This is a genomic window from Halogeometricum limi (genome assembly GCF_900115785.1).
Classification (GTDB): domain Archaea; phylum Halobacteriota; class Halobacteria; order Halobacteriales; family Haloferacaceae; genus Halogeometricum; species Halogeometricum limi.
On record NZ_FOYS01000005.1, the window covers coordinates 1 to 15655 of the forward strand.

Consider the following 15655-nt stretch of genomic DNA (forward strand, 5'->3'; position numbering starts at 1 on the left):
CGACGGAAACCCGGGGGCGGACGTCTCTACACTGCTCCCGAGACGTCGGGACCCCACCTCAGACCGAGAACGACGGAAACGTGGGGTGGGTGTGTCCGGAACGGCGGAAACGCGGATAACGTCCGCCGAGACTGAAACCGCCGAATTCTGCACCGTGTCTGTTTCATTCGAGAGGAAACGTCGGAAACTCGGGGGCTGTCTCGGGGGTGGTTTTTTGTATATCCGGTCTCTCCTGTGGGTCATGGAGAAAGATGGGTCACAGGACATCGCCGCAGAGATATTCGCACAGGAGGACCCCATCTTCAGGAACAAATCGTTGGTCGAAGTCGAACACGTCCCGAGTCCTGAGCGAATCGTGGGCCGCGACGACGAGATTCGCGCTCTGTCGACGGAGTTACGGTCGGCGGTGAACGGTGACTCACCGGAGAACGTCATCCTCTACGGCGAGACGGGGACGGGGAAGAGCCTCGTCGCAAAGCACGTGGCGAAGGCGGCGAAGTCGAACGCGGGGGACGTCAGAATCGGCACCGTCTACGTCGACTGTTCGACGGACGACACCGAGACGCAGGCCATCTCGAGTATCGCTCGCAACCTCAACGACGAGGCGACGACGGAGATTCGCGTTCCCGAGACGGGACTCGCGAAGGCGGCGTACTACACGCGCCTGTACGCTATCCTCGACCAACTGTACGACGTGGTCATCATCATCCTTGACGAGGCGGACATGCATCCGGACGACCAGATTCTGATGTCGCTCTCGCGGGCCGTCGAGACCGGAAAGACCGACTGTCGAATCGGACTCATCGCCATCAGCAACAAGGTTCGATGGGCCGAGGACCTGAACGACCGGGTGAAGTCGTCGCTGCAACCCCGCGAACTGAACTTCCACTCGTACGACGCCAACCAACTCCGCGCTATTCTCAGTCATCGACGCGACGCGTTCCGAGAAGGCGTGCTCTCGGAGGACGTCGTTCCGCTCTGCGCCGCGTACGCCGCGCAAGACCACGGCGACGCGCGACAGGCCATCGACGTCCTCCGCAACGCGGGGATGCTCGCCCAACGCGACGGGTCGGACGTCGTCACCCGCGACCACGTCGAAGACGCCAAGATGGAGGCCGAGAAAGACCGTTTCCGTGACCTCATCGGCGGGTTGACCGTCCAGAAGAAACTCGTCCTCTCGGCGGTGACGGCGCTGCACAAAGGGACCGAAGACGACGAGTTCTCGATGGCACAGATTATCGAGACGTACACGAAACTCTGCGAGGCGACCGGTACCTCCACGCGGTCGGACCGCCGCGTTCGCGACTTCGTCCGCCGACTCGCCTTCCTCGACATCCTCGAACTCCGGAAACAGAACCTCGGGCGCGCGGGGGGAATCACCATCTACGCTCGTCTACAACCGGACCACGACCTGGACATCGTCCATCAGACGGCGATGGACGACGAACAGTTCGCACTCGCGCAGTCCGACCCCGAAAACGCGTCGCTCGACTCGTTCTGACGAGCGTCGTGTCCGTCTAAGTTCATTCTTCCCCCGCGTTTCCGTCGTTCTCGACCCGCCGTCGTTCTCGGCCCGTCATCGTCCCCACGAACCTTCGTCTCTCCCCACGTTTCCGTCGTTCTTCGCTCTTCGATATCCCGTCTCGGCGACGCGAACGATTTTCGGTCTTGACAGCGACTAGCGGTGGTGAATCCACGTATCACGCTCGTTACGCTCGGTGTCGACTCGGTCGACGACGCTGTCTCGTTCTATCGCGACGGCCTCGGCTTTCCCATGCAGGACCGCGAGGAGGGAAGCGATATCGCCTTCTTCGCGCTCGAGGGGACGTGGTTAGCCGTCTACCCTCGGACGTTACTCGCCGAAGACGCCGGCGTCGGTGACCCCGATGAGGAGAGTCCGCAGTCCCAGTCACGGTTCTCTGGCGTCACGTTGGCGCACAACGTCTCGACGAAGGGAGAGGTTGACGCCGTCCTCGCCGAAGCGGAAGCGGCGGGCGGCCGTATCGTCACACAGGCGCGCGAGACGTTTTGGGGTGGATACTCGGGGTACTTCACCGACTTGGACGGACACTACTGGGAAGTGGCGTACCCACCACTCACCGGAGAGTAGGCCGCTCACCCTCGAACGCGTCCCACCACCCGGTCACGGCTTGCTTCAGCGCACCGGTCGTACTGCCGACGTGGAGGAGTTGGTAGCCGTTCGCGGCTTTCTCGTTCACGTCGTCCATCCCGAAGCCGAGTCCGCCGAGTGGGACACCGGCGTCGACGGCGGCCGCCCGAACGGTCTCGACGGCGTCTTCGACGTCCGGGTGGTCGAGTTCCCCGGGATGGCCGTACGACACCGAGAGGTCGAGTGGGCCGACGAAGACGAACCCCAACTCGGGAACGGCGAGGATGTCGTCGATGGCCTCGACGGCCGCTTTCGTCTCGATAGTCGCGCCCACCAACGTTTCGTTGTCCTCGGTCGCGACGTAGTCTTCGACGAGTCCCCAGCGTCGCGCACGCGGGGCGGCCAGTCCGCGGTTTCCGGGGCCGTCTTCGTAGCGGAACCGCGCCGCCTTCACCGCCTCGCGCACCGTCTCCGCGTCTTCGACGCGCGGGACGAACACGTTTCGCACGCCCAGGTCGAGTGCCTTCCTGACCGACGACGGTTCCGTATCGGAGACACGGACGAGGAGTTCCGTTCCCGTTCGCTCGGCCGCCCGGAGGAGGTTCTCTAGTTCGGGTCCATCGTTCTGCGTCGGACCGCCGTGTTCCAAATCGACCCACACGAAGTCGGCGCCGAGTTCGCCGTAGAACTCGACGAGTGCCGGACTGTACGCGTTCTCCAAGACGCCGAGTGCGACGGTGCCGTCCTCGAAGGCGGTTCGGATACCGTTCGTTTCTGCGTTGCTCATCTCTCTCTGTTGTCACGCTATCGACATAGCTTCACTGATGCCCGACGAGACAGTCTCTCGGACGGACGATTCTCCCCGCACTATCTGAGGTTCGTTTTCACATCACGAATTCGACACTACGCTTTTGTCGGTCGTGTCGCTCTGTGAATATGATGTTTGATGAATTAAGTAATCAGCCGTCCACGAAGCTTCCCCGCAGAGCGTTCGTGAGTGGTCTCACGTCGCTCGCGGCGGCGTCGACGTTCTCGCTCGGTCTCTCCGAAGCGGCCTCCGCACAGGTCGAGGGGGGCGACTCCGAATCGACGCAGACGGTGTCGTCGCCGGACGGCACCGTCGAAGTCGCGTTCGACGTCTCCGACGGCGTCCCCACCTACGCCCTCGCGTTCGACGGTCGGACGGTCGTTTCGGAGTCGACGCTCGGATTCGAGTTCCAGAACCAACCCGCCTTCGCCGACGGCGTCGAGGTGACCGGGAGCGAACGCGCCACCGTCGACGACCGGTGGACGCCCGTGTGGGACCAGTACGACGAGATATCCGAACGCTACGAGGAACTCCGAATCGGACTCAGAGAGACGACGGACCCCGGCCGCGCACTCACTTTCGAGGTTCGGGCGTTCGACGACGGCGTTGGCTTTCGGTACGTCTTCCCCGAGGAGAGCGGGTTCGGCGACTTCGTCGTCACCGCCGAGAAGACGCAGTTCGCGTTCGCGGACGACTACGACTCGTGGTGGATACAGAACGACTTCAACAGCTACGAGTACGCCTACGAACAGACACCGGTGAGCGAGATTGGCGACCGAAGTTCGTTCGGCGGCGCACACACGCCGCTGACGATGCAGGCGGGAGACGACGCGTATCTCAGCGTCCACGAAGCGAACCTCGTCGACTACGCGGCGATGGCGCTGGAACCGGCCGCCGACGGCGACGCGGCCACCTTCGAATCCGTCTTGGCACCGCTCCCCAACGGCACGAAGGTGACGGCGTCTGCCCCTCACCGGACGCCCTGGCGAACGGTCCAACTCGGGCGGCGTCCCGGTGACCTCGTGGAGTCGAACCTCGTCGTCAACCTCAACGAACCGTTCGACCCCGAACGGTTCCCGAAGGGGACAGACTGGATAGAACCGCAGAAGTTCGTCGGCATCTGGTGGCTGATGATAACGGGGCGGGCGGACTGGGAGTTCACCGGGCGACAGTCGGGGAACCACGGCGCGCAGACCGGGCGGATGAAGCGCTACATGGACTTCGCGAGCGAACACGGCATCGAGAGCGTCCTCGTCGAAGGCTGGAACGAGGGGTGGAGCACCTACCCCGGCGACGGCAGTGCGATGGACTTCGACGACACTTACCCCGACTTCGACATCGAAGCGGTGACCGACTACGGGGCGAGTCTCGACCCGCCGGTGCGGATGACGTCGCACAACGAGACGGCGGGCAACGTCTCGAACTACGAGTCGCAGTTGGACGACGCGCCGAACCCGTTCGCCGACTACGAGGAGTTGGGGATTCGCTCGATAAAGACGGGCTACGTCGCGGACGACGGCGTCACCATCGACGGGACGACGTACAACCACCACTGTCAACCCCTCGTCAACCACCACCGACTCGTCTACCGCGAGGCGGCCAAACACCGGCAGATGTTGGAGGTGCACGAACCCATCAAACCGACGGGCGAGCGCCGGACGTACCCTAACGTGATGACCCGCGAGGGTGTCCTCGGACAGGAGTACGACTCCTTCGGGTACGTCAGCCCCGACCACCACGTGACGTTCCCCTTCACCCGGATGCTCGGCGGCCCCGTCGAGTACACGCCCGGCATCTTCGACATGGACTCGGGGTCCGGCGGCATCGAGACGACGAGAGCGAAGCAACTCGCGATGTACCCGACGTATCTCAGCGGTCTCCACATGGTCGCGGACCTCCCGAGTTCGTACCTCGCCGAACGGGACGCGGTGGCCGAACTCGGCGGCGTTCTGCAGGCGGAGTTCGGCGACCGAGACGGTCTCTCGCGCGCCGCACGCTGGCCGAACGCCCAGGGCGGTCGGTACGTCGAGTTCGACCCGAACACGGTCGCTTCCGGGTCGTCGCTGTCTTGGACCGTCGAGGGCGTTCCGGAGGCCGGCGAGTACGACGTCCACCTCCGGTACGCGAGCGACGCCGAGAACAACGCCGTCGCCGCCGACACCCCGCGGACGGCGACGCTCACCGCGAACGGCGGCGAGGCGACGCAGGTGACGTTCCAACCGACGACGTACTGGGACACGTGGACGACGGTTGCGGCGACGCTCTCGCTCGAATCCGGTTCGAACGACCTCTCGCTGTCGCTGGTAGACGGGGACACCGGCGGATTCAACCTCGACGCCGTCTCCGTCACGGAGACGGGCGCGTCGATGCCGGAACCCGACGACGACCCGACGCTCGGACCGACGGTGCCCGCGTTCCAGTTCGTCGAGGACGTCCCGGCGGCCGGGTGGAACGACACGCGCGTCCTCGCGGCCGACATCGGGGAGTACACGCTCACGGCGCGGCGCAAAGACGACGAGTGGTTCGTCGGCGCGATGACGGGCGAAGACGGCCGCGCACTCGACGTTCCGCTGGACTTCCTCGCGCCCGGCGCGAGCGGTGACGACTCCGGGGGGAACGGACGCCAGTCCGGAAACAACGGCAAGAACAGAAACGACGGAAACGACGGAAACGCGGGGAGCGCACCCCGCGGTCCGAAGTACGTCGCGGAGATATACTCCGACGGCATCGACGCCGCGTACGACGACAACCTCGCGGACGTTCGCGTGGACAGAGCCATCGTGGGCCCCCGAACCACGATTCTCGCGTCGATGGTCGGGTCGGGCGGGACGGCGATACGACTTCGACCGGCAGAGGGCGGTGAGCAGGCGGAGTTACCGAGATACGAACGACCGACGCAAGACGTCGACGTGTCGCTCCCGGCGGAGACATTCGTCAAAGAGCAGTTCGTCACCGCGACGGGGTCGAACGACGGCGACTACGTCGGTGGGACGACGGTCGAAGTCGTCGTCGACGGCGACGTCTCGGCGACGGCGAACGTTCGCTTCCCCCCGAACTCGACGGACGACGCCACGACGCTGTCGTTCGATATCGAGCGGCCGGGAACGTACGACGTGGCCGTTCGCACGACCGACGGCGATGTTCTCGCACGGCGAGACGTGAGCGTCAAGCCTCCGACGACGGTGGCTTCGTTCTCCGACCCCGGCGGGGACGACGCTGGTCCCGGCGCGTACACGTACCCGACAAACGACGCGTTCCAACCCGGCGCGTTCGATCTCCGCTCGTTCGAGGTGTCGCAGACGCCGAGCGTCTACGAGTTCTCCTTCGAGGTGGCGAACCTCTACAACGCCTTCGGGAGTTCCCGTGGCTTCTCCCCGCAGATGTTCGTCCTCTGGGTCCGCGACCCGACCGTGGACGGTGGCGCGACGGAGAGTCTGGACGACTTGGTCGCGACGACGGCGTTCGAGAAGCCGTGGCACTACCGACTGGAACTCAGCGGGTTCACGAAGAGCGCAGTCGAGGCGTCGGGTGCGCCTCTCCAGACCGCGGACGGCACTCGCGCGGCCGTTCGCGAGAACGTCGACGTCGAGAACGGAACGGTCACGCTGACGCTCGACCGGGCGACGTTCGGCGGCGTCGACGCCGGTACGCTCGAAGTCGTCCCGATGGTCCAATCCGAAGACCGGGGCACGCTCCGTCCGGTCGCCGAGGAAGCACAGGAGTACGTCTTCGGTGGTGCGAAGGCGGGTGCGGCCGGGCGGACCCCCCGAGTCATGGATCTCGTCACGCCCGACGGCGTCTCGCAGTCCGACGCCCTGTCGTACTCGGCCGACGAACTGGCGACGGTGCCGTTCGTCTCGCTGGACTGACGACACCGCCTTCGGCGCACGCTCTCTTTGCAACGTCGACCGTACGGCTCGCACCCAGAATAGTTATCATCGGATACTGTCGACACTCGACAGATGGCCCATCCGCTAGCGCTCGTCCCGCTCGCAATCGGTCTCCCGTTCGCGATATGGCCGTACAGAGTTGCTCGCCTGCGAGTTCGATTTCTCACTTTCGGAAGCAAGACACGGTGGTCAGAGGCAGAACCCGCAGACTCTCACGTGATGCTCGTCCGCGCACTCGGCGTCGTCGTCTCCGTGTTCGGACTGCTGGGTGTCGCTGGCTCGTTCACCTGAGTCCGTCCGGAGGACCCGCCTTCTCACCGCGCGCGTCTATTTGTCTTCCCCGGACGTATCTATCGGTACTATGACACCATCTGAACCGCGAACGAATACGTCCGAGAGCGTCTCCGACCCGCCGGGCGGCGGGAGAACACGAGGTGGTCGATGGCTCCGCGGACGGGAGGGAGGCGACTCCGTGTGGCGTCGGTTCGTCGCGTTCTTCTCACCTCCGGAGGCGTCTCCACGGGGCCTCTTACAGACCGAACTGGTCATCTTCAGCGTCGGCGTCCGCGACCTTCAGGCCGAACTCGCGAAGGCGGGTCGACGGTTCAGATTCGACGGCAGCGAACTCGCGTACGACGATGCAGACGTCGCTGTGCAGTTCACGGACTACTCGTTTCGACTGATGAACGTCGCACAGACCGCACTGAACGAGGGCGACGTGGTGTCGTTCTGGCGGTACCTCGCCGCGGCGAAACACGCGGAACTGGTCGCGTGGGAGTCGTTCGAGGGACGTAGCGACCGACTGCGACTGCGGGCCCAGCAGGTCTATCTGGCGGCGGTGAGCGACCTTCCCGCGGACCAGACGGCGGCGGTTTCCGCCCTCCTCCTCGACGACGACGACCGGGTTCGTCCCGACGTGACGGCCGACGACGTGTACGCGGCGATTCGCCTCGTCCACGAGTGGCAGATCGAACGCTCGCGGCGCGGCGACAGGACGCTGACGTTAGAACGACAGTTTGTCACGTTCCTCTCGGTCACCGTCCTCGCGTTGGGGGGCATCCTCGCGAGTTTCGGGATGCTCGGCACACTCGACGCCGAGACGACGACGCCCGCACTGCTCGTGACCGCCGTCCTCTTCGGGGTCCTCGGTGCGGCCACCAGCGGTATCCTCTCGCTGTCGGACGTACTCGGCACCGCCAGCGTTCCCGACCACGTCGGAACGATCTGGCTCTCGGTCGGTCGACTCGTCGTCGGCGGTGCCGCCGCACTCTCGCTGGTCGTGTTCTTCATCGCCGGTATCTTCGAACTCGTCTTTCGAATCGATTCGGCGTCACCGAGTCTCCTGTTGGCCGTCGCGTTCGTCGGTGGCTTCTCCGAACGTCTTCTGGTCCGGGCCGTCGAAGCCGTCACCGGCGACGCCGCGTGACGGACTCGCCGAACGCTTCGGTCTCCGAAGCGTCTCGTTGCCTCGTCTCTCTTCGCTCTCGCATCTCTCGCCTGTCTTGCTTCTCTTGGTTCTCTTGCCTAATTTTTCTATCAAAACTATCTTGTCTGTCCTTGCTAGCTTTGACTACTCTTCAGTCGCTCTCTCGCGTTGAACCATCATCCGCCAAAACCAATCTACAGCCGCTCAGAACGTCATCTGCGGGTGACGGTCCGTCGGGTCCGGCTCGGAATCGCCGCGCTCTCTCGGCTCACTCTCTCGGTCGTTCTCGCCGTTTCTCGTCCGGTCGGCGTGCGAGTCCGTCGCTTCGACGGCGGCGGTGAGGTGACGCGCCGCTATCGGTTGCCGCGTTCCCGTCTCGTACGTCTCGTCGATGGCGCGCCGTGCCGCTTCGTTCGCGACCGACTCGATATCGCTCGCGCTGAATCCGTGCGTCTTCGTCGCGAGTTCCGAGAGGTCCGAGTCCTCGATGTCGGTCGGCCGTTCTCTGAGGTGGTGCAGGAGAATCGACAGTCTGGACTCGGCATTCGGGAGAGGAACGGCTATCCACTCGTCGAAGCGTCCCGTCCGCGTGAGCGCCTCGTCCAACTCCTCCAGTTTGTTCGTCGCGCCGACGACGACGACGTCGTCACCGTCCAACTCGGCCAACTCGACGAGCAGTTGATTCTGCATCTGTCGCTCGCTCTGGGTGTTGTGCGTCGCACCTCTGTCGGTTCCGAGGGCGTCGAGTTCGTCGATGAAGACGATGCTCGGTTGGTGCGCCCGCGCCACCTCGAACACCTCGGCCACCTTGTCGGCGCTCTCGCCGACGAACTTGCTCGTCACGTTCGCGGGGGTGATTCGTAAGAACGGTCTGTCGAGTTCGCCCGCGAGTGCGCGACTCAGATACGTCTTCCCGGTCCCCGGCGGGCCGTGCAAGAGGATTCCGTTGATCGTTCCGAGGCCGTACGTCTCGAACAGTTCGGGGTCGCGAAGCGGGTCCAACACCGTCTGTCGGAGGCGGTCTTTGACCTCGCGCATCGCCGCTACGTCGTCGAACGTCAGGTCGGGTTCCGAGAGCCACTGTTCGGCGTCGCTCGCCGTCGCCTCGTCACCCGCGGGTCTGACCGTCTCTGACATCTCCTCCGTCACGTCGGCGGCAGTCGCGGGACCGCGTTCCTCGCCGCGTTGGAACCGCACGACACCGCGCACGCGCTTGGGGGTGATGTCGGCGAGGACCGTCGCCTCCGCCCACGACGCCCACTCGAACTCGGCTTCGAGCGCGTCGCGGAGTTCCGCGTGAAAGCCGTCCGAGAGCGCTTGTTCGAACCGTCCGTCACGACCGATGGGCGTCTCGCCTCGACTCTGTCCCCAGTACCGCTGTTCGGCCGCACCCCTCGCGGCGTTGTTGACGAACTCGACGGCGTCGGCGGCGTTCGCGCGGAGGGTTTCGGGCCGACACTGCGCGGCGGCAGTCGACCGTATCTCGTCGGGGCGCGTCTGGCAGGCGTCCGCGAACGTCTCGACGTGTTCGGCGTCGACGACGCGTTCGAAGTGGAGGGTGGCGGCGACGTTCGCGGCAACCAACTGGCCGTCGCGGACGAGAAAGCCGGCCGTCGTCACGTACTCTCGGGTCTGTTCGCCGTCCCGCTCTCGGTCCCACGCGTACTGGATGCGACCGAGGCTCCGAAGCGGCCGCGCGTCGCCGAGTCGGTACCCCTGTCTGACGGTGCCGTCCGCACAGAGGTACGCCATCCCGTCTGCTCGTTCCCCGACTATCACACGCGACCGTTGGTCGACCCCCGTTAAAAATTCGAGTCTTCGTTCTCACCCGTGATACTCAGATTGTCTCTTCGACCGCTCACGCCCGCGGGATTCGTCGGCTGACGGCTAAAACGTTTAAGCGGCTCAACGGCACAACTACGGCCATGACGATGAACTCCTCGGCGTCCGACGACGCGGCCGTTCCGTCGGACCTCGAAAAACTCCTTCCGGCGTCGGGTTCGCGGACGCTCGACGACTACCTCGCCATGCAGGCCGCTATCGGCGACCGGACGCGGTTCCTCGTCGTTTACACGCTGGCCACGGACGGCCCGCACACGCCGGGACAGTTGGCTGACCACGTCGACGTCCGAGCGAACACGCTTCACTACCATCTCAACAAACTCTCCGACGTCGGACTCGTCGAGACGGGCCAACACGCGAGAAGTGCGGCCGACGCTCAGCACACCTACTACGAACTCACTCCCGCGGGCCGGAAAATCCTCGACCACGGTGTGCTGGAACTCATCCGCCGCGACGGCACACCGACCGGAGACTCCTGAGGGGGCGTCCACGGAAAGGCGTCTCTCGCCTCACAGCGCGCTCGTACGTCTTTGCCAGTTTTGATTCTTTTACGGTTCTGCTCTCTTTAGCTACTCTTCCTCAAAGCTCTCTTTTCTCCTTCAGCGGACACGCCTGCGCGACCCCCCCGAGCGGAGCCACACATAAATCACACTGTATATACAGCCACACTCGCCATATCCGTTTCCGGCGAAGCGACAGACGTTATGGCGACAACTGTCACCGACGACGAGACCGGTAAATCGGTCGTCGACAGCGACGGAAACAAGATCGGCGTCGTTTCTGCGGTCGAACACGGCACCGCGCACGTAGACCCCGACCCGGGCCTCACGGACAAACTGCTCGCGAAACTCGGCTGGGACAGTTCGGACGACGAGGACTACCCGCTTCAGGAAGCCCGTATCGACGTCATCACCGACGACGAGATTCGCCTGAAAGACCTCTGAAACGGGCCGTCTGACACGTTCTTCGTTTTTCTGTGCGAGAGTAGAACTAGCAAAACCAGCTTTGCCAGCGGTGCCGTCCGAACTCAGAGTTCGTCTTCGAGACGGGCGCGGACGTCTTCGGCGTCGAGTTCGTCGACCGCTTCCAATCCGAGAGAGACGACGAGTGGGTAGAAGTGCCGGTTCTTCTCGAATCCCTCCTGATATTCGTACTCGTAGTCGGCTTTCAGCATCGAGTACGCGCGGTCTAAGTCCCGGCGAACCGAGTGCGGGAGATACATGTACGTCGGCTTTTGTTCGTCTTTGACGGAGAGTTGCGGTTCGTCGCTCTCGTCCGTTTCGTCGCTCTCGTCCGTTTCGTCGCTCCCGTCTGTTTTGTCCGTCCCGTCCGTTTCGCCCGTCTCTTCGGTCTCGTCGATTTCGTCCGGTTTTGCCGTCTTTACTGTTTCGTCCGTCTCGTCCGTCTCGTCCGTCTCGTCCGTCCGCGCGCGGTCTTTCGCACGCCGTCGCCGACGCCGAAGCCTGTCGGCTCGGTCCTCTCCGCTCATGCTTCGACCTCCTGGGCCTCGATGCCGAACTGTTCGTCCAGGCCGGCGGCGATGTCGAGAAACACCTCGCACATGTCGCACTCGGGGTTGAATTCGAGGAGCGAGACGCCGGAGTCGAGCGCTTTCTGTACGTCCGCCCGTTCTCGAATCTGCCACACCGGGACGTCGTCGAAGGCGGCGTTTATCCACTCGACCATCTCTTGTGCCTGCTTCTTTCGCACGTCGATGCGGTTGATGACGACCCCACGGTCTGCGATGTCTATCTCGTAGTCGTACTCCAGGGCGTCGACGTGGTCGAAGAGGAGTTCGAACGCCCGTTTCGAGGTGGACTCCGCCAGCGCAGGGATGAGGACGTTCTGCGTGGCGAACAGGGCGTTGTCCATCAGGTTCCCGAGGTTGGGCGGACAGTCGACGATGACGTAGTCGTAGTCGTCTTCTATCTCGCGGAGGACGAGCGACAACTGTTCGCCGCTCCGTCGCGACAGCGTCAACTCCGGTTCGGCGGCGGTCATGTCGATGTTCGACGGGATGACGTCCATCTCTTCGTGTTCGCGCACGATGTCGGCCACCACGTCTCGCTGTTCGGGGTTCGTGAGACAGTCGAACAGCGTCGGCGGTTCCTCGTCGTAGGCGTCCATCAGACCGAGGTTCTCCGTCGCGTTGCCCTGCGGGTCTAAGTCGACGAACAACACGTCGTGCCCGCGCGCGTTGATAGCGCCCGCGACGTTGATGGCTATCGTCGTCTTTCCGACCCCGCCTTTCTGATTCGAGACGCAGAGTTTTGCCGGACCAGTCATACAGCACGGCTTGCCCGTCAAAACTTATACTTATCGACAAAGACTATTTTGCTAGTTTTGCCAGTTTTGCTTGTTTGTTCTCCCTCTACTCGCTCGTCTTCCGCCCGGTCAGCGTCGCTATCTGTAACTCGAACAGCCGGATTTCCACGTCTTCGACCGTCTCGTCGAACACCCGAATCGGGCCGAACCGGTCGTTGAGTTCGGCGGCGTCGTAGTCCTCGCGTTCGTAGTCGGGAAACTCCCGAAGCGTCCCGGTGGCGACGATGCTCCACGAGACACCCCGGTCTTCGACGCCGAAGACGACGAAAGACGCCTCCGTCGTCGACTCGGCGAACGCGAGTTTCTCGCTGTGGTCGTCGTCGCCGAATCGGAAGAACAGCGACTCGCCGTCGTAGTAGTGCGACACCGGAACCGCGTACGCGGTGCCGCCGTCGGCCAGTGAGAGCACTCCGGCGGCCTCCTCTCGCAGTCGTTCGTCCACCTCGTCTTCGTCCATCCCGAGCGTGTAGACGTACTCGATATCTCGCATGGTCTCCGAAAGATACGCGAGGAGGCCGTATATCAGTACGCGCGAAGATGGGCGGCCGATTCGCTCGGCGCGTCGTCCGTCTGCGTCTCGGAGGCGTACCGACGAACGCTCCACCCGACGGCAAAGAGGAGGAGTCCGCCGAACGCGACGGTGACGGCCAGCACCGCCCAGTCGCCGACGGAGAGCGAAACGGTGCCGAACGCGGTTCGGAGCGGCGTGTACAACGTCGCGAGGTGCGCGAGAATCGAGGCGCCGACGGCGGCGGCGAGCCACGGATTCGAGCGCAGGGGCGTCGCTTTCGTCCACCGGACGACGACGAGTTTGACGAACTCTAAGAGGATGAAGCCGGTGAACACCATCGTCATCGCGTACGGCGTCACCGTCGCCGCGCCGTCCAGCGTGTAGTACAACAGGCCGAGCATGACCGCCGTCGCGACCACCCCGAACCCGGCGACGAGAAGCAGCATCTCTCCGTCGACGATACCGCGTTCGCGTTCTCTGGGTGGCCTGCGCATCACGTCTCCCGTCGGGTCGTTCCCGAGTGCCAGCGCCGGGAGTCCGTCCGTGAGGAGGTTTATCCACAGGAGTTGCACCGCGGGAAGGACGAGATATCCGAAGAGTGAGGCGACGAACACGAGGAGTATCTCGGCGGCGTTCGCGCTGAGGAGGTAGGCGACGAACTTCCAGACGTTGTCGAAGATACCCCTGCCGCGCCGAATCGCCGTCCGAATCGTCGCGTAGTTGTCGTCCAAGAGGACGACGTCGCTGGCCTGCTTCGCCACGTCGGTCCCGCGAACCCCCATCGCGATACCCACGTCAGCGTTCTTCAACGCGGGTGCGTCGTTGACGCCGTCGCCGGTCATCGCGACGGTGTGGCCGTTCGCACGCAGTGCGCCGAGGATGCGTACTTTGTGCGCCGGTTCCGCCCGCGCGAACACGTCCACCGTCTCGACTCGCCGTCGGAGTTCGTCGTCGCTCACGGCCGATAGCTCGCTTCCGGTGAGCACTCCCGACCCGATACCGACCTGCGCCGCGATTGCCCTCGCCGTCGCGGGGTTGTCGCCGGTGATCATCTTCACGCTGATTCCGGCCCGCCGCGTCTCTGCGATGGCGTCGGCCACCTCGGGCCGCGGCGGGTCGAGGAGTCCCTGGAGACCGACGAACACGAGATTCGTGTCGGCCTCTGCCGTCGCCTCCTCACCCGAGGCGGGCGCGTCGAGCGGTCGGTACGCGAACCCGAGGACTCGCAGTGCGTCGTCAGCCATGTCGTCCAGTGCGTCCTCGACCCGCGCCCGACGGTCCGGCGTCAACGCGTCCGTCCCGTCGCGGGTGCGGATGCGGGTCGAACGGTCGAGGACCACGCGCGGTGCCCCTTTCACGTAGACGGCGTCGTCGTGCGTCGTCGCCATCCGCTTTCGTTCGGCGGAGAAGGGGAGGACTCCGCGTCGTGGGGTCCCGTCTCGGAGCGACGCCACGTCGAGACCGAACTCCGCGGCGGCGTCGACGAGTGCGCGTTCCGTCGGGTCGCCGTCGGACGCGTCCGCGTCGGCGTCGTTGCAGACCGCGCCGATTTCGAAGAGAAGACGGAACCGGGAATCGTCCGTCGCGTCGCCGTCGGCCGTCGTGCCATCGTCCGTCGCGTCGCCGTCGGCCGTCGTGCCATCGTCCGTCGCCGCGCCGTGACTCGCTTCGGGCGCGCGCGTCACGTCGTCAACCCAGACGCGAGTGACGCGCATCTCGCCCTCGGTGAGCGTCCCCGTCTTGTCCGTACAGACCACGTCGACGGCACCGAGGGCTTCCACCGCCGGAAGACTCCGGACGAGGGCGTTCTCGCCGGCCATCTGTCGCACCCCGAGTGCGAGCGTGAGCGTGACCACCGCGGGGAGTCCCTCGGGAATCGCCGCGACGGCCAGCGAGATGCCGGTCAGTGCGGCCTGTACGAGCGACGTTCCGCGGAACGCGAGCAGTGGGACCACGAACGCCGAGAGGACGACGACGGCGACGCCCAGACGCCGGCCGAGAACGTCGAGGTCACGCTGAAGCGGCGTTCGACGCTCGGGTGCGGCCAAGAGCGCCGTCGCGATTGCACCCATCTCCGTCTCCATCCCCGTCGCGACGACGAGGGCGACGGCCCGGCCGCGCGTCACGTTCGTCCCTTTGTAGGCGAGGTTCGTGCGTTCGGCGAGTATCGTCTCCGGCGGTAGCGCGTCGGTGGTCTTCTCGACGGGGACGCTCTCGCCAGTCAGCGCGGACTCGTCCACCTCGAATGCTTGCGTTTCGAGGAGGCGGCAGTCCGCCGGAACCACGTCGCCGTCGGAGAGGACGACGACGTCTCCGGGGACGAGTTCGGTCGCGTCTCGACGCGTCTCCTCGCCCTCGCGTCGGACGGTGACGACGGGCGTCGCCAACGCTCGGAGTGCGTCGAGGCTTCGCTCCGCGCGATACTCCTGTGCGAACCCGAACAACGCGTTCGCGAGGAGGATGACGGCGATGAGCACCGCGTCGACGACGTGTCCCACGACCAACGAGACGCCCGCGGCGACGAGGAGAACCCACACGAGCGCGTTTTGAAACTGTGCGGCGAGGAGTTCGAGCGCCCCTCGTCCGCCGTCGGTGTCGAGTTCGTTCGGTCCGACGCGCGAGAGACGCGCGCTCGCTTCCGCTTCGGCGAGTCCGTCGAGACCGGTCCCGAGTTCGTCGGCCACCGCGTCGACCGGCCGAGCGTGCCAATCGGACGTACCGGAGGCGTCGGGAGCGCTCATCC

The 15655-nt window shown here is 64.8% G+C and carries 13 protein-coding genes; 7 read left to right on the forward strand and 6 right to left on the reverse strand.

Annotated elements, in window-relative coordinates; all coding sequences use genetic code 11:
• Window positions 1–241: 241 nt before the first annotated feature.
• Both BM282_RS14030 and BM282_RS14035 read left to right on the forward strand, forming a co-directional pair.
• Window positions 242–1501 (forward strand): Cdc6/Cdc18 family protein, encoded by a 1260-nt coding sequence (locus BM282_RS14030; RefSeq protein WP_089882179.1) that lies wholly within the window; start codon window positions 242–244, stop codon window positions 1499–1501.
• A 186-nt stretch (window positions 1502–1687) separates the two neighbouring features.
• Window positions 1688–2110: a VOC family protein gene (locus BM282_RS14035; protein ID WP_089882181.1), complete on the forward strand. Its 423-nt coding sequence runs from the start codon at window positions 1688–1690 to the stop codon at window positions 2108–2110.
• Here BM282_RS14035 and BM282_RS14040 read toward each other — a convergent pair.
• A complete protein-coding gene (locus BM282_RS14040) occupies window positions 2097–2897 on the reverse strand; it encodes an HpcH/HpaI aldolase family protein (protein WP_089882183.1) in 801 nt (266 codons plus the stop codon). The genes BM282_RS14035 and BM282_RS14040 overlap by 14 nt on opposite strands.
• A gap of 152 nt (window positions 2898–3049) precedes the next feature.
• On the opposite strand from BM282_RS14040, the gene BM282_RS14045 reads away from it, so the two are divergent.
• From BM282_RS14045 to BM282_RS14055, 3 genes are all read left to right on the forward strand, one after another.
• On the forward strand, window positions 3050–6787 hold the full coding sequence (locus BM282_RS14045) for a glycoside hydrolase family 97 catalytic domain-containing protein (protein ID WP_089882185.1): 3738 nt from the start codon (window positions 3050–3052) through the stop codon (window positions 6785–6787).
• Between the two features lie 93 nt (window positions 6788–6880).
• Window positions 6881–7099 (forward strand): hypothetical protein, encoded by a 219-nt coding sequence (locus BM282_RS14050; RefSeq protein ID WP_089882187.1) that lies wholly within the window; start codon window positions 6881–6883, stop codon window positions 7097–7099.
• 181 nt (window positions 7100–7280) lie between these two features.
• Window positions 7281–8234, forward strand: a complete 954-nt coding sequence (locus BM282_RS14055) for a hypothetical protein (RefSeq protein ID WP_089882189.1) — start codon at window positions 7281–7283, stop codon at window positions 8232–8234.
• A 204-nt stretch (window positions 8235–8438) separates the two neighbouring features.
• Here BM282_RS14055 and BM282_RS14060 read toward each other — a convergent pair whose 3' ends face one another.
• Window positions 8439–10013, reverse strand: a complete 1575-nt coding sequence (locus tag BM282_RS14060; RefSeq protein ID WP_245758376.1) for an ATP-binding protein — start codon at window positions 10011–10013, stop codon at window positions 8439–8441.
• Window positions 10014–10159: 146 nt separating this feature from the next.
• Between BM282_RS14060 and BM282_RS14065 the strand changes: the two genes are divergently transcribed.
• A complete protein-coding gene (locus tag BM282_RS14065; RefSeq protein WP_089882191.1) occupies window positions 10160–10555 on the forward strand; it encodes a winged helix-turn-helix domain-containing protein in 396 nt (131 codons plus the stop codon).
• 225 nt (window positions 10556–10780) lie between these two features.
• Entirely contained in the window at window positions 10781–11020 is a 240-nt protein-coding gene (locus BM282_RS14070; protein ID WP_089882193.1) for a hypothetical protein, read from the forward strand.
• Between the two features lie 83 nt (window positions 11021–11103).
• Here BM282_RS14070 and BM282_RS14075 read toward each other — a convergent pair whose 3' ends face one another.
• The 4 genes from BM282_RS14075 to BM282_RS14090 all read right to left on the reverse strand — a co-directional run bounded on the left by BM282_RS14075 (window position 11104) and on the right by BM282_RS14090 (window position 15653).
• Window positions 11104–11565, reverse strand: a complete 462-nt coding sequence (locus BM282_RS14075; RefSeq protein WP_089882195.1) for a hypothetical protein — start codon at window positions 11563–11565, stop codon at window positions 11104–11106.
• Window positions 11562–12362: a ParA family protein gene (locus BM282_RS14080; protein WP_089882198.1), complete on the reverse strand. Its 801-nt coding sequence runs from the start codon at window positions 12360–12362 to the stop codon at window positions 11562–11564. The genes BM282_RS14075 and BM282_RS14080 overlap by 4 nt, the downstream gene beginning before the upstream one ends.
• A gap of 85 nt (window positions 12363–12447) precedes the next feature.
• Window positions 12448–12891 (reverse strand): pyridoxamine 5'-phosphate oxidase family protein, encoded by a 444-nt coding sequence (locus BM282_RS14085; protein ID WP_089882200.1) that lies wholly within the window; start codon window positions 12889–12891, stop codon window positions 12448–12450.
• A gap of 32 nt (window positions 12892–12923) precedes the next feature.
• Window positions 12924–15653, reverse strand: a complete 2730-nt coding sequence (locus BM282_RS14090; RefSeq protein ID WP_089882201.1) for a cation-translocating P-type ATPase — start codon at window positions 15651–15653, stop codon at window positions 12924–12926.
• Between the last annotated feature and the right edge of the window lie 2 nt (window positions 15654–15655).

What these genes read in the sequence shown, in the direction of transcription:
- BM282_RS14040 (WP_089882183.1), bottom strand. Translation starts at nt 2,897, where the DNA reads ATGAGCAACGCAGAAACGAACGGTATCCGAACCGCCTTCGAGGACGGC.
- BM282_RS14030 (WP_089882179.1), top strand. Translation starts at nt 242, where the DNA reads ATGGAGAAAGATGGGTCACAGGACATCGCCGCAGAGATATTCGCACAG.
- BM282_RS14090 (WP_089882201.1), bottom strand. Translation starts at nt 15,653, where the DNA reads ATGAGCGCTCCCGACGCCTCCGGTACGTCCGATTGGCACGCTCGGCCG.
- BM282_RS14065 (WP_089882191.1), top strand. Translation starts at nt 10,160, where the DNA reads ATGACGATGAACTCCTCGGCGTCCGACGACGCGGCCGTTCCGTCGGAC.
- BM282_RS14075 (WP_089882195.1), bottom strand. Translation starts at nt 11,565, where the DNA reads ATGAGCGGAGAGGACCGAGCCGACAGGCTTCGGCGTCGGCGACGGCGT.
- BM282_RS14080 (WP_089882198.1), bottom strand. Translation starts at nt 12,362, where the DNA reads ATGACTGGTCCGGCAAAACTCTGCGTCTCGAATCAGAAAGGCGGGGTC.
- BM282_RS14070 (WP_089882193.1), top strand. Translation starts at nt 10,781, where the DNA reads ATGGCGACAACTGTCACCGACGACGAGACCGGTAAATCGGTCGTCGAC.
- BM282_RS14045 (WP_089882185.1), top strand. Translation starts at nt 3,050, where the DNA reads ATGTTTGATGAATTAAGTAATCAGCCGTCCACGAAGCTTCCCCGCAGA.
- BM282_RS14050 (WP_089882187.1), top strand. Translation starts at nt 6,881, where the DNA reads ATGGCCCATCCGCTAGCGCTCGTCCCGCTCGCAATCGGTCTCCCGTTC.
- BM282_RS14085 (WP_089882200.1), bottom strand. Translation starts at nt 12,891, where the DNA reads ATGCGAGATATCGAGTACGTCTACACGCTCGGGATGGACGAAGACGAG.